At 75.5% G+C, this 14,525-nt stretch carries 4 protein-coding genes; 3 read left to right on the top strand and 1 reads right to left on the bottom strand.

Translation table 11 applies throughout. The features are described from left to right. Nucleotides 1–184: 184 nt before the first annotated feature. The gene (locus tag FF36_RS35365) at nt 185–4,201 is read left to right on the top strand and encodes a helix-turn-helix transcriptional regulator (RefSeq protein ID WP_157871708.1); all 4,017 of its coding nucleotides are present in this window, start codon (nt 185–187) and stop codon (nt 4,199–4,201) included. 156 nt (nt 4,202–4,357) lie between these two features. Here the strand turns inward: FF36_RS35365 and FF36_RS08040 are convergent, their stop codons facing one another. Then, complete coding sequence (locus FF36_RS08040; protein ID WP_044884355.1) at nt 4,358–4,870, bottom strand: hypothetical protein; 513 nt, start codon at nt 4,868–4,870, stop codon at nt 4,358–4,360. Between the two features lie 949 nt (nt 4,871–5,819). Here FF36_RS08040 and FF36_RS08035 point away from each other — a divergent pair. Together FF36_RS08035 and FF36_RS08030 are read left to right on the top strand one after the other, a co-directional pair. After that, on the top strand, nt 5,820–6,701 hold the full coding sequence (locus FF36_RS08035; RefSeq protein ID WP_044884354.1) for a helix-turn-helix transcriptional regulator: 882 nt from the start codon (nt 5,820–5,822) through the stop codon (nt 6,699–6,701). A 1,917-nt stretch (nt 6,702–8,618) separates the two neighbouring features. Beyond that, nucleotides 8,619–14,525, top strand: a 5,907-nt coding sequence (locus tag FF36_RS08030) for a type I polyketide synthase (RefSeq protein WP_052681006.1), incomplete at its 3' end; no start/stop codon positions are given.

The following is a 14,525-nucleotide window of genomic DNA, read 5'->3' as shown; positions in this document are numbered from 1 at the left end:
GGGGAACGACAGGTTGCTCATACGGCCGAGTAGCTGTACCACTACCGAGAGCAACTTGCCGTGGGGGTGGTGTGGAATGCTCGATGAACAGTCACTGGTGCCCGGTGCTGTCCCGTCCCATCCCGTTGCGCCCGCCCATCGGGCCCCCCTCGGCTCGGCCGAGGCCGCCCCAGGTCCGGATCCCGTGTCCGGTCCGGACGGCCGTGCGGCGCCCCGGCCGGTCGCGGCCGCCGGCCTGCCCCTGGTACGCGGCCACTTCGTCGTGCCGATGCCCCCGTCCGACTGCCTCGACCGGCCCCGACTGCGCCAGGTACTCGACGAGGCCGTGACGCGCCCGCTCACCGTGGTCCGGGCCCCGGCCGGGTGGGGCAAGACCACGCTGCTCGCCGGTTGGGTCGCAGCCCGGCCCGCGCAGCCACCGTTCGTCTGGATCCGGATCGATCCGGCGGCGACGCCGACGGTTCCCGGCGGTCCGACCGTGCCGTTGTGGCCGCAACTTCTGCACGGTCTCGGCCGCGCCGGCCTCATCCCGGCCGGTGCCGATCTCGCCCCTCCCGGCGCCGCCACGGCGCACCACCCGCCCGACCGCGGCTACCGGCAGCTTGCCAATCTTCTCGCCGACCTACCGGCGCCGTTCGTGCTCGTCCTGGACGACGTCCACCTCCTGCACGGGCGCAGTGACCTCGACGGGCTGGAACTCCTGGTCAACGAGGTCGGCGAGCGTGTCCGGACGATCCTGGTGGGTCGGACGACGCCGGTGGCGCTGCACCGGTTGCGCGCCGCCGGGCGGGTCACCGAGATCGGTGCGGGCGCGCTGGCGTTCACCCGGTCCGAGGCCGTCGATCTTCTGCGGGCACAAGGGGTGTCGGCGACGGCGGGACTGGTCGGCGGACTGCTGCACGCCACCGAGGGATGGCCGGCCGGCCTGCGCCTGGCGGCGGGTGCCCTGGGCCGTGGGGCGGCGGCCCGCCTCGGCGGTGCGCTCGACGCGGAGCGGGCCGGTGGCCGGACCGGAGGGTCTTCGCCGTGGGCATCGTCGGCGTCCGTACCGCAGTGGGCGCCGGTCGGGGGACGGGTGAGGGCCGCGGATCCGGATCCGCCGTCGGCCTCGCTGGCCGCAACACCGGAGATCGTCGAGTTCCTGCGCGCGGAGCTGCTCGCCCGCCAGCCCCCGGCGGTCCACCGTTTCCTGCTGCGCACCAGCGTGCTGGAGTCGATGACCGGCCCGCTGGCCGACGCCGTGGTGGGAGAGGCGGACCTGGCCCCGGCGGCGCAGGTGCTCGCGGAGATCGCGCAACGGTACGGGTTCGTGGTCGCGCACCACGACGGGCTCCGGTTCCGGTACCACCGGCTGTTCGCCGCGCTGCTGCGCTCCGACCTGGCGCGAGACCGCACCGAGGACGTCGACGAGCTGCATCTGCGGGCGGCGCTGTGGTTCGCCGCGCACCGCCGGCCGGCTGAGGCGGTGCGGCACGCGGCGTGGGCCGGCGACTGGTGGTATGCGTCCTGCCTGCTTGTCGACGGCGCCGGGATGGTGGACGCGCTGTCCGGCGCAGCGCTCCGGCTCGAACCAACCCTCGCGGCGATGCCGGCGTCGTGGGTGTCGTGGGCGCCCGAATGCGCGTTGGTCGCCGCGGACGGGCATCTTCGCCACGGCCGGGTGGCGAAGGCGACCCGGTGCCTGGAGATGGCCCGCGTGGCGATCGCGGCGGCGGCGATCTCCCGGCGCCCTGCGCTGTCCACCCAGGCTGATCTCGTCGAGCTGCGCCGGGCCGAGTTGGTCGGGGCGGGCGAGGAGATGCTCGGGGTGGCCCGTCGCCTGCTGCGCGCCGGCCCGGACGTTGGCACCAGCCAGCGGCGGCGCTCTGGCCGGCGGGTGAGCGCGCCGCCCCGCAGCGACGGACCGCTCCGCAGCGACGGACCGGCCGCCGGGCCCGCCGATCGACCCGCCGATCGACCCGCCGAGCAGGATGGCCTGCCATCATCCGCTCGCGTCGAACCGACCCTGATTGGTGGCGCGGGTGGCTGGCCGGACCGGCCGGGCGCGGCATGGCCACCCGGCTCACCCGGCCGGGACGACGATCGTCTCGGCGAGATCGTCACGGCGCTCGCCTGGTGCGGGCGGGGGCGGGCAGAGCTGTGGCTCGGCCGCGCCGAGCCCGCGGTGGACGCGTTGATCGAGGGGGTCGAGGCGGCCCGGCTGGCGGGGGCCCGGCTGGTCGAGATGTCCGCGGCCGGCGCGTTGGCGCTCGCCTACGCGCTACGGGGCCGGCTTCGGCTGGCCGAGTCGGCGGCCGCGGTGGTGTTCGCTGCGGTCGGCGAGCTGAGCGCTCGCCCCGGCGAGGCGACCCTTCCCAGCACCACGGTGGGGAAGGATGGTGCGACGATCAGTGCCGTCTCCGCGCTTGTCGGCTGGGTTGACGCGACGGAAGGCGATGCTACCGTCGCCAATCCGCCGGGGATGGCCGGTGCCGTCGAGGCGCATCTCGCGATGGCGATGGTGGCCATCGCCCGGGCCGACGAGGAACGGGTGGTGGGTCACCTCCAGGCCGCCCGGTCCGGGCTGGGGCCTGGGCATCCGCCGCATCTGCTCGATCTCGTCGTTGTGCTGGACGCACGGTCGCGGTGCCGGCGGGGTCGTCCGGACGACGTTCGCACTGCCCGCCGCCTGCTCAGCGGGCGGGGCCGTCCGGCCGGTCCGCCGCTGTGTCTGTCGCTGTGGCAGGCCGTCGAGGTCGACCTGCTGCTTGCGGTCGGCAACGCCCAGGCCGCGCGGCAGGCACTGGGGCGCCCCGTCGACGGCCGTCGCCCGGACCACGTCCTGGCGCTGGCCGCGGCACGGGCTGATCTTGGCTGCGCGGATCTGGACGCGGCCGAGAACGCGGTCGCCGGTCTGCTGCGCGCCGACGGCGGCGGGGGCGGTCCGGTCGTCGCCGCGTGCGCGCTCGCGGCCGTCGCGGCGGCCCGCCGTGATGATCACGCTCGGGCGACCGGGCTGCTCGCCCGGGCCCTGGTCCTCGCCGAGGACGAGGGGTTGGCCGCTCCGTTTCTCGATCTTGGCGATGAGCTGCTGGCGCTGCTCGACGCGCATCCGGGGCTGGCCGCCGCCCATCCCGAGTTCGTCGACAGCCTGCGTGCAGCCGCAGCCGCAGCCGCAGCCGCAGCCGCGCCGACGGCGAGTGCCGGGACGTGGCGAGCGGGGCCCGGAGACCGATCGGGCGGCGGAGTCACTGCGGCGGGCGGGGTCGGCCCGGCGGGCGGGGTCGGCCTCGTGGGCGGAGTCGGCCTGGCCAGCGGAGGTGGGGCGGCCGGCGCAGCGACCACGCTCGGCGGAGGTGAGCCGGCCGGCGGGGTGGGTGCGGCCGGCGGGCCGGCTGCAGACGGCGCCGGAGTGGTCGCGGGGGCCGAGCTCTTGCCGAGACCTGGTGTCGACCAGCGCCGGGTTGCGCTGGAGACCGGGACGCGAGGCTCGGGCGTGCTGGTGCCCGCTCCGGCCCGGTCGGTCCCGCCTGCCCGGCCCACAGCCGCGGGCGGCCGGCTGCCGTGGCCGGCGCCCGGCGGCACGCCGTCCGGGCGGGCCGGCGCCGGCCACGGTGGTGGCGGCGGTTCCCGGCACAGCGGGGAGTACGCCTCGCCGCCCGGGCGAGGGATTCCCGCCGCCGGCTCGCCCAAGGCGCCCACGGCCGGCGGCCCGCCGGCGGTAGGCCTGGACTCATCCCACATCCGGGGCGGTGGGAGCGGCAGCGCGGGCGCCCCGGTCGACTGGCGCCGCCGCCCGCCGCCGCCCGGGGCCTCGCGGCCGGGCGGGCCGGGCGGATCGGGCGGATCGGGCGGACCGGGATCCACGGCCAACCCGGCTCGGCACAGCCGGAGACCCGGCGGCGCGTACCCGGGTCCGCACCCGGGCGCGGGGGGCGACGCGTTCGGTGGCGTCCCGCGGGCCGGGGCGGCGGACCGGTGGTTTCGGGAGCCGGACCGGCGTCGGCCCGGCGGGGGTCCGGCGGCCGGTGACCGCCTCAGCGATCGGGAGCTCGCGGTTCTCAGCTACCTGCCGACGATGCTGACGACCGCCGAGATCGCGGCCGAGCTCTACGTTTCGGTGAACACCGTGAAGACGCACCTGAAGAGCATTTATCGCAAGCTCGACGTGCCGCGGCGCCGGGACGCGGTGCACCGCGCCCGCGAACTCCACCTGCTCTGAGACGGTCCGAGGCGCTGAGGCGCTGAGGCGGTCTGAGGCACTGAGACGGACTGAGGCGTTGAGACGGCCTGAGGCGGTGAGGCGGCCGGATTCCCGGACGGCGAACTGCGAGAATCCGCCGCCGCCGGCGGCGGCGGGCCAGGAGGTCCGGTCGCCTCAGATTCCGGCTTCGTCACGGGGCTCGGCCGGCTCGGCCTCGTCCCGGTCGCCGAAGACGTGTTGTTCCAGCGTGAGGTACGGCCGCTGCGTAAGGTCCGGATACGGCTCCCGGAACTCGAGCGCGTCCGCGTCTGCGTCCGCGCCGGGGAAGGGGGCGGCGACGCCGGGCACGTCCGGAACGGTCAGGGAATCGGCGGATGCGGGCCGCGCGGTCCCACCCCGTCGGCCGTCGGTCAGCGGGATCGTCCGACGTAGCGGCCAATCGCTCGCCTGACCCCGGCCGTCGGCGTCTGCGGACCAGCCGCGGAGGTCGGCGCCGCGTTCGCGAGCCGCGGCCCGCGTCGGCAGTGGCACGACGGCCCGGAGCACGCAGATGACCGAGGTGACGATCCCCGCGACCATCAGAATCAGACCCAGAACCGGGAGATCTACCCCGACCACTCGCCACGTCAGGGCGTATCGCAGCGTGGCACCCGCCACAACCAGGAAGACCGACAGACCCAGGGTCATCAGTTGTTCACCTCGTTCGTCCCGCGGGCGGGGCGGCGGCGGACCGGGATGGTCGCCCGCCGCCCGGCTTCGGTGGGAGGGCATCGGTGGCGCGAGACCGTACCGGGTCTGCGCGAATCCGGCGGGATGCGTCGTGGGCGTTGGACCTCGCGGGGGACCGGCGGAGGTGCCCCTACCGAAACGGTGGGCCGCCTATATCAATACCCTCGGTGACGATGGCCCATGCCGGTGAGGCACCTAGTGGGTAGGTGGTCACCCATTGTGGAGGGTGGCGGGTGGCGGGAACGTTTCGCGTCCGTCGCGCCGTCCGGCCCCGCCGCCGGGCTGGATCCCGGCCTGCGCGGGCGAGCGGGGGCCCGCAGGGCCCGCATACCGCTGGCGAGGTGGCCCGTTTAGGGGATGGTTCCGGGAGGGAAAAATCACGCGAAGTGGACACTTCACGCGCGAGGGTGGCGGGCCCGGAAATATATGGCCGGGTTGGGGGCACGATTCTCCCACCGAAGCGGTGGGTTTGGCCCGACTGCGAATGAGGGGCGCGGGCAACTGGTGGCGTAGCGAGGGAGGTGGGCCCTACGCTTGCCGAACATGTCCATCTTCACCGGAAATTCACCCGGTGGCATCGCCACAACCGGACTACCGCCCGGTTTGATTCTGAGTCTGACCCCCGGAGGCACGCGTGACCGACCGAGTTCCCCGCTCGACCGATGCTATCGGCGAGGACGCGCCCCATCGGCCGCGAATCGGCGTGACCGTGGACACATCGACCGAGATAGGCATGGCGGGTCACATCGCCAGGCGAGCCTCGGCGAGCTCACCCGCTCCGCCGACCACCCCACATCGTGCGGCACCGGCGCCGGCGCGGCACCCCGCACCGACCACGAGCACGGGAAGTGCCACTGCTCGGCAATTGTCTCATCCCCGCTCCGGGCCCCCGATGACCGGGTCCCCCATGGGACGCGGTGAGGTCCCGGGCGCGCCCGCCGCCCGGACCGCCCCGGGTGCGCCGATGCGCCCGGGCGTGGCCGCCGCCCGCGCCGGCGCCCCGATGCCGCGGGACCTCGCACTCGGCGCGGCCGAGCTGCGCGGCATCCTGCGCGTCGTGGAGGACTGCGAGCGGGCCTCCTCGCTGGCTTCCTTCCGTGAACTGGCCCTCGACGGCATGGCCCGCCACCTGGGCTATCGCCATTCGGCCTTCTTCCTGGGCTCCTCGATCGAGACGGCGTTCCAGGACGCCCGGCCCACCGGCCGGGGCCTCGCCCTGCGCCTCGCCGGCCCGTACATGGAGCGCTACCGGGAGCTGGAGGCGCTGAGCAACCCGGAAAGCCTGCGTTCGGTCCGCGAGCGTGGCCTTGCCACCCTCGACGACCTGGGCGTTCCGGAGCGTCCCGAGGTGCGAATGCGCCTCGAGCGCTTCCTGCGCGCCCACGGCATCCACGCCAAGCTGCTCGTGCGCCTGTTCGGTCCGTCGAACGTGGGCGCGCTCATCTCCCTGCTGGACTCGCGGCCGGGCGCGTTCGGCCCGCGGGACCGGGCGGTCGGCGCCGTCCTCGGCCGCCATCTCGGCAACCTGCTGCGCTTCTACATCCGGACCGATCCCGGTCCGTCCGTCGCGGGACGGCTGTCCGCCCGCGAACGGGACGTGGTGCGACTCGTCGCCGAGGGCCGGTCCAACCGGCAGGTCGCCGAGGCGCTGTGCATCAGCATCGACACGGTCAAGCATCACCTCACCCACGCTCTCGTGGCGACGGGATGCTCGAACCGCACGCAGCTCGCCATCGCCTGGCAACGCGAGACCAGCGCGTTCGCGCCGCCCAGCCCGCCCCGGCCCTGACTCGCCGGTCAAGGAACTGACCCGACCGTCGGAGAACCCCGGCCGCGTCCAGACGCGACGGGTCACGGTTCGAGGTCGCGCGTCTGCGGCCCGCTGCCGCCCCGGCACCCTGCCCCTGCCCTTGCCGCCGCTCCCACCCCGGACCCCGGATGCCGGTCCTCGGCCGCGGCGGCGGTCCTCATGCTGGCCGGTCGTCTACCGGCCGGCAACACGCCGGGCCTGCCCGGCAGCCTGACCAGGCCGGACATGCCCGGCGAGGAGACCGGCCCGTGCCGCGACGGCGCGGGCGCCAGGTGCCCATCGACCCATGGGGCCCGCAGGCCGGTCGGCCCGCCCGCAGGGCGGAAGGCCGGCGCACCGACGCGACGCGCCACGGCGCGCCTCGACAACTGACTTCCGACGAACCGCGGGTGGCGCGGGCCGAGACCGGCCGCGCCACCCGCGGTCGTGTCATGTCCGGGGCTCGCACGACCCGAGCAGCCCCGATGTCCCGGTCCTCGCGCAGCGCCGCCCCCGGCGGCCGCCGATGGCTGTCCCCTGCCGGGCGTGCTGGCCGTCGCTACCCTGTGGGCCGCCCAGGCCTGGCGTCGGCGGGCCCGGGCCCGCCGGTTGCCGCCGTCGTCGTGCGCCACCCCGTCACGGTCGATTCCTGACGGTCGGATGGCCGAGCAGCGGTTCGGGCAATCACCTACCGGTGGTTCGCCGCCGCGCCGCGTCCACGTGAGCGCCTCGGGTGCCGTCCACCCTGCCCCGATGGCAGCGGCCACCGAAGGAAGGCCAGGGCGGGCCGTGTCAGCGGGCCGTGCCGACGGGTCCCGCTGGTCCCCGTCTTGTCCTGATTATCGTAGATCATCATATTTATGGCTTCTGCGTCAGATGCGCGTCATGCCCCATCTGTGGGATGCTGACCCTTGCCCGTCGTAGCAGGCTGGTCCGGTTGGGTGGCACGGTGATGAACGTCGTCATCTTTCCGCTCGGCCCCGCTTGCGGCTGATGGCACGCTGTGACTAGGTTGACCCGTGTCCTTGCTAGCCGGGTGGGGCCCGAAGGGGCCACCCGACCGCCGGTGACTGACCCGGCCGGCGGTTACCACGATCGATTTCCGGATGCCCTACACCCGTGGTTCGATACCTTCCGCGGCGCCACTCTCGCTTCCGTTTTCTTCTGGCCTTGCGCGTGCTGGTCCGTGTCCGAGGAATGTAGCCTCGACTGTTCATCGCCCCTTTAGCCGACCGAAGTCGAATGGAAACCGCCGGGTTCGGCGGTCCGGGATACCGCCTGCGTGCTACCAATTCGTGACCTCCGCCGATCGTCACCGGGATTGATGAGGTCGCCCGGTGCACATCCGCGCGGGCTCTGCGTAATCCCGAGCCGCGACATCACCGGCGATGTCCGGCGGCGGGGGAACCGCTGGGCCGAAGGGGCTCCGACCAGGTCACGGCGATCACAGCCGCTCTCCAAGGCGCGTGTGATCGTGACTTTGGCCTGCCACCGTGCAGTGCTCCGGACCGAGCCGACTAGTATTCCGCGCACGTTGACGGTACCGGGTCGGCTAAGGAAGTCGGTCGCTCCGGGCGCCGGGCGCACCAGTTCCGCGAGAGTTGTTGGGGGTCCGTTCGCTTTCCGCGTAGTCAGTGCAGATGCAGCTTCCCCGGGACGTCTGTCGCCCAGCGGCACCGGCCAGGAGGTCACCGATGATGTCGACGATCCCGTCGTCCGGAACGTGTCCATCACGTTGGTTTGGTGGGTGCGCCTCTTGTCCTGGATATGGCCTTGTGGTGACCCGGGGGCGGACCACGCGCTGGAGGCGCGGGACCGGTCGGACGATCGGACGGCCTCGGCGGGCCCAGTGACCCGGACTAGTTCGTCCCCCTCATCACCCTGCCCCCGGCCGCGACCTGCCAGGAGGACCTGCCGATGACCACCGCACCCCGCGTGTCACCCGAGGCCTCCCCGGCCGGTTCCGACGCGCCCGACCCGCTCGACGCACGCGAGCTGGTTGTCGTGATCACACCGTTCGCCCAGCCCGCCGCCGCCCTCGTCGCAGCCGTGACGCGGGCCGGCGGTCTCGGCGTCCTCGACCTGGGGCGCTCGGCGCGGGCGGCGCGCGACGCCCTGCGGGACGCGGCGCGCTGGACGCCGGGACGCTTCGGGGTACGGGTCGCCGCCGGCTGCCCGGTCGACCCGGACGAGCTGCCTGCCGCGGTGGATCTCGTGGTGCTCGCCCCCCGACCGGGCGGTGCCTCGGCCGGCGAGCTCGTCGCGGCGGGCGGCCCGGGGACCGACCGGCGCTGGGAGCCGGGGGAGCTGATCCGGCGGGGCCGGCGGGTCTGGGCGGAGGTGACCTCGGTTGCGCAGGCCCGTGGCGCGGTCGCGGCCGGCGCGGTCGGGCTCGTCGCGCGGGGCAACGAGTCCGGTGGCGTCGTCGGCGACCTGACCACGTTCACCCTGCTGCAGCACCTGCTCGCCGCCGGGCTGCGGGACGACGCGGGCGGCGCGGTGCCCGTCTTCGCCGCCGGGGGGATCGGCCCCGCCACGGCCGCGGCGGCGGTGGCGGGCGGCGCGGCGGGGGTCGTGCTCGACTCCCAGCTCGCCCTGGTCCGGGAGGTGGAGCTGCCCGAGCAGGTGGCCGCCGCCGTGCGGGCCATGGACGGCAGCGAGACCATCCTGCACGCCGGCCACCGGCTCTACATCCGGCCAGATCTGCCCATCGCCGCCCTCGCCGGGCGGATCGAGCGGCCCGCGGCCGACCTGCGCGACACCGGCGGGGAACTCGCCTCGGACGGCGCGGTCACCGCCCCCGCGGGCGGCGGCCGAGGCGGGTCCGGCGGGGACGACGGCGCGGCCGACGGTGCCGCGGCCGCCGCCGCGGTAGCGGCCCGGCTCGGCGCCCGCGACCTGGTCGACCAGTTCCTCCCGATCGGCCAGGACGGCGCCTTCGCCGCCACGCTCGCCGACCGGCACGGCAGCGCCGCCGGGGTGGTGCGGGCGGTGCGCGAGGGTATCCGGGACGGCATCGCGGCCGCCGCCCGCACCCGGCCGTTGGCCGTCGGCGCGCCGTTCGCGGCCGCACGGGGGCTGCGGCATCCCGTCGCGCAGGGACCGATGACCCGGGTCAGCGACCGGGCTGCGTTCGCCCGCGCGGTCGCCGACGAGGGCGGACTGCCGTTCCTCGCTCTGGCGCTGATGAACGGCGAGGACTGCCGCGCGCTGCTGACGGAAACCGCCGACCTGCTCCAGGACGCGCCGTGGGGCGTGGGCCTGCTCGGTTTCGCCCCGGCGGCCCTGCGCAACGAGCAGCTCGCCGCCGTGCGCGACGTTCGTCCGCCGTGCGCGATCGTGGCCGGCGGCCGGCCGGCGCAGGCGGCGCCGCTGGAGGCGGCCGGCATCGACACGTTCCTGCATGTGCCGTCCCCGGGCCTGCTGCACCGGTTCCTGGCCGACGGGGCGCGCAAGTTCGTCTTCGAGGGGCGGGAGTGCGGCGGGCACGTCGGGCCGCGGGCGAGCTTCCCGCTGTGGGAGGCGCAGATCGCGGGGCTGCTCGCGTTCGGCGAGAGCGACCAGGCCGGCCCGGACTTCTTCGCCGGCCTGCACCTGCTGTTCGCCGGTGGGGTGCACGACGCCCGCTCGGCGGCCATGGTCGCCGCCGCGGCAGCCCCACTCGCCGAACGGGGCGCCGGCATCGGCGTGCTGATGGGCACGGCCTACCTCTTCACCGATGAGGCCGTCGCCTCCGGCGCGATCCTGCCCGGCTTCCAGCAGGCCGCCCTCGACTGCGAGCGCACGGTGCTGCTGGAGACGTCCCCGGGGCACGCCACCCGATGCGTCGAGTCCGCCTACGTCCACACCTTCCTCGACCGTCGCCGCGAGCTGCTCGCCGCCGCCACGCCCCGCCAGCAGATGTGGGAGGAGCTGGAGGCGCTCAACCTCGGCCGGCTGCGGGTGGCCAGCAAGGGGCTGCGCCGCGACGGTGCCGAGGTCGTCCAGGTCGATCCGGCGGCCCAGGTCCGGGACGGCATGTTCATGATCGGACAGGTGGCGGCGCTGCGCTCGGACCGCACGAGCATCGCCGCCCTGCACGACGAGGTGACCACGCGGGCCACCGCCGGTCTCGCCGACCGGGCCGCCGAACTCGGCGTGCCGGCCGGGCAGGAGCCCGCGCTCGGGTCGGTCGACGGTACGCGACGCCCGGCGGGCGGCGAAGGGAACGAGGCGGACATGGCCGGCGCGGGTGCAGGTACGGGTACGGGTTCCGGCGGCGAGCGGGGCCGGGCGACCGGCGTCGATCGCCCGGCGGTGGCGACGGTGACGGCGGCTGCGGCGGCCTCCCGTCCCGCCGGTCAGCCGCTCGACATCGCGATCGTCGGGATGTCCGCGATCTTCCCCGACGCCCCCGACCTCGCCACGTTCTGGGCGAACGTCGTCGCCGGCAACGACGCGATCCGCGAGGTGCCCATCGACCGCTGGGACCCCGAGGTGTATTACTCGGCCGACGCGGTGGTGAAGGACGCCGGACGCCGCACCCCGTCGAAGTGGGGCGGTTTCCTGCCGCGGATCCCGTTCGACGCGCTGGCCTACGGCATCCCGCCGCGGTCCCTGCGCAGCATCGAGACCAGCCAGCTCCTCGCCCTCGAGGTCGCCACCCGCGCGCTGCGCAGCGCCGGTTATGACACGGGGCAGAAGGACACGGGGCAGAAGGCGGCCGGCGAGGGTCGGCCGTTCGACCGCTCCCGCGCCTCGGTCGTCTTCGGCACCGAGGCCGGCACCGACCTGTCCGGCGCCTACGGGCTGCGCTCACTGTGGCCGGGCCTGCTCGGGCAGTTGCCCGCCGAGCTCGAGGAGTTCCTGCCGGAACTGGACGAGGACTCCTTCCCCGGCATGCTGGCGAACGTCATCGCCGGGCGGGTGGCCAACCGGCTCGACCTCGGCGGGGTGAACTTCACCGTCGACGCGGCGTGCGCCTCGTCGCTGGCCGCGCTCGACGCCGGCTGCAAGGAGCTGCTCGCCGGCAGCTCCGACCTGGTGCTCTGCGGCGGGGTGGACACCCACGCCGGCGCCCACGACTTCCTGCTGTTCTCCTCGGTGCACGCGCTGTCGCCGCAGGGACGCTGCCGCAGCTTCGACTCCGGCGCCGACGGCACCAGCCTGGGTGAGGGGGTCGCCGTCGTCGTGCTCAAGCGGCTCGCCGACGCCGAGCGCGACGGCGACCGCATCCACGCGGTCATCCGGGCCGTCGCCGGCTCCTCCGACGGCCGCGCGCTCGGGCTGACCGCGCCCCGCAAGGCCGGCCAGGTGCTCTCCCTGGAACGGGCCTACGCGCGGGCCGGCATCTCCCCGAGCGACGTCGGCCTGCTGGAGGCGCACGCCACCGGCACGGTCGTCGGCGACCGCACCGAGCTCGCCACCCTCACCGAGGTGTTCACCGACCACGGCGCGACCCCCGGCCAGTGCGCGGTCGGTTCGGTGAAGTCGCAGATCGGGCACACCAAGTGCGCCGCCGGCCTGGCCGGGCTGATCAAGGTGGCGAAGGCGGTCGAGACCGGCGTGCGCCCGCCGACCCTGCACATCGACACCCCCAACGCCTACTGGGACGGCGAGACCAGCCCGTTCTACTTCGACGAGGCCGCCAAGCCCTGGGCGGCACCCGCCGGCCAGCGCCACGCCGGGGTCTCGGCGTTCGGCTTCGGTGGCACCAACTTCCACGTCGTGCTGTCCGCCTACGACGGCGGGCCGGAACCCGCCCACGGCCTGGACCACTGGCCCGCGGAGCTGTTCGCCGTGCGCGGCGCCGACCGGGCGGCTGCCAGCCGGGCGCTGGACCGCCTCGCCGCCCTGGTCACGACGAACGACGACGCCGGGCGGCCGTTCCGCCTGCGGGACCTGGCCCGCACCACCTGCGCGGCCGGTGGCGGCCCGGTGCAGGTCGCGTTCGTCGCCGACGATCTCGACGGGCTGCCCGCCGCCATCGAGGCGGCGCGGACGTTCACGGCGGACCCGCGCGCCGGGGTGTTCGTCCGCGACGACGCCGAGCCGGGCGCGACCGCCTTCCTGTTCCCCGGCCAGGGCAGCCAGCGGCCGGGCATGCTCGCCGATCTGTTCGTCGCCTTCCCCCGGCTGCGTGCCGTGCTCGACCTGGCCCCCCAGTGGGCCGAGACGATGTTCCCGCCGGCCGCGTTCACCCGGGAACAGAAGGCCGAGCAGGTGGTGGCGATCACCGACACGCGGGCGGCCCAGCCGACGCTCGGCCTCGCCGGCCTCGCCGTGCACGACCTGCTCACCGGGTTCGGCGTCCGCCCGGACCACGTCGGCGGCCACTCCTACGGCGAACTGGTCGCCCTGTGCGCCGCCGGCGCGCTCGACCGGGCCGACCTCGTCGGCCTGAGCGAGGCACGGGCCGCCGCGATCCTCGCCGCGGCGGGGGATGACCCGGGCACGATGGCCGCCGTCCAGGCGCCCGTCGAGCGCGTGCGCGAGGCGCTGGCCGAACTCGGTGCCACCGCCGGCGACGTCGGCGCTCACGTCGTAGTCGCCAACCACAACGCCCCGCGGCAAAGCGTGATCTCCGGGCCGACCGCCGCCGTGGGCGAGGCCGTGGCCGCCCTCGGCCGGGCCGGCCTGGCCGCCCGGCCGATCCCGGTGGCCTGCGCGTTCCACAGCCCGGTCGTGGCCGCGGCCGCCGGCGCGCTCGCCGACCGCCTCGACGCGCTCGACGTCGCGGCCCCGGCACTGCCGGTGTGGTCCAACACCACCGCCCAGCCGTATCCGGCGGCACCGGAGCAGGTGCGGGCGACGCTCGCCGGCCAGGTGGCGGCGCCGGTGCGGTTCGTCGAGCAGATCGAGGCGATGTACGCGGCCGGCGTGCGGACCTTCGTCGAGGCCGGCCCCGGTCGGGTGCTCTCGCAGCTCGTCGGCAAGATCCTCGCCGGCCGGCCGCATCGGGTCGTGGCCACCGACGTCGCGGGGGAGCCGGGGCTGCGCCGGTTGCTGCTCGCGCTCGCCGAGCTCGCCGCGGCCGGCGTCGGTGTCGACTCGGCGCCCCTGTTCACCGGGCGTGACGCCCGGGTGGTGAGCGACGCGGACGTGCCGCGCCGGCCCGGCTGGCTGATCGACGGGGCCTACGTGCGCACCGCCGACGGCCGTTTCCTGCCGGGCGCCCTGCGGTCGCCGACCCGACTGGCCCTCGCCGCCGGTCCGGGCGCGGCCGCCGAGGCCGCACCGGCGGGACCCCGCTTCACGGTGCCACCCGTCTCTCGCGCGCAGGCACCATCCGCGTCCCTCGCGGCGGCATCTCCAACCGCGGCGGCACAGACCGCGGCGGCACAGACCGCGGCGGCACAGACCGCGGCGGCGGCCGGTGGGGAGCTTCCCGAGATCGCGGGCGTGCGGGGATTCGTCCCGCAGGACCCGGCGCCACCGCTCGTTCCCGCTGACCCGATCGACGATCCGGCGGTCCTCGCCGCCGCACTGCCCGAGCTTGGAGGTGGCGGCCCGGTGGACGCCGTGGTGTTGGAGTTCCTGCGGACCACCCGCGAGCTGGTCGCGGCACAGCGCGACGTGGTGCTGGGCTACCTGGGCTACGACCCGACCGGACTCGGCCGCCCGGCGTCGCGTGACGGCATCGACGGCGTCGACCGCGTCGCGGCCACCCCCGCGGTCCCCCGCCAGGCCCAGCCGGAGCAGGCGCGAAGCGCCGGCGTACCGGTGACGCCCGCGGTGCCCCGGTCCGCCCCCGTGGCGGACGTGGCGGACGTGGCGGGCGCGGCCCTGCCGCCGGTCGGCGCCCCCGCGGCTGCTGGCGGCTCCGCGGCGCCGGTGGTCCGGTCC

It is taken from the genome of Frankia torreyi, from assembly GCF_000948395.1.
Lineage (GTDB): Bacteria > Actinomycetota > Actinomycetes > Frankiales > Frankiaceae > Frankia > Frankia torreyi.
Note: the sequence above shows the minus strand (reverse complement) of the source record. Positions and strands in the feature narration are given on the sequence as shown.

Coding starts and splice junctions, on each gene's coding strand:
- FF36_RS08040 (WP_044884355.1), bottom strand. CDS start 4,870: ATGACCCTGGGTCTGTCGGTCTTCCTGGTTGTGGCGGGTGCCACGCTG.
- FF36_RS08035 (WP_044884354.1), top strand. CDS start 5,820: ATGGGACGCGGTGAGGTCCCGGGCGCGCCCGCCGCCCGGACCGCCCCG.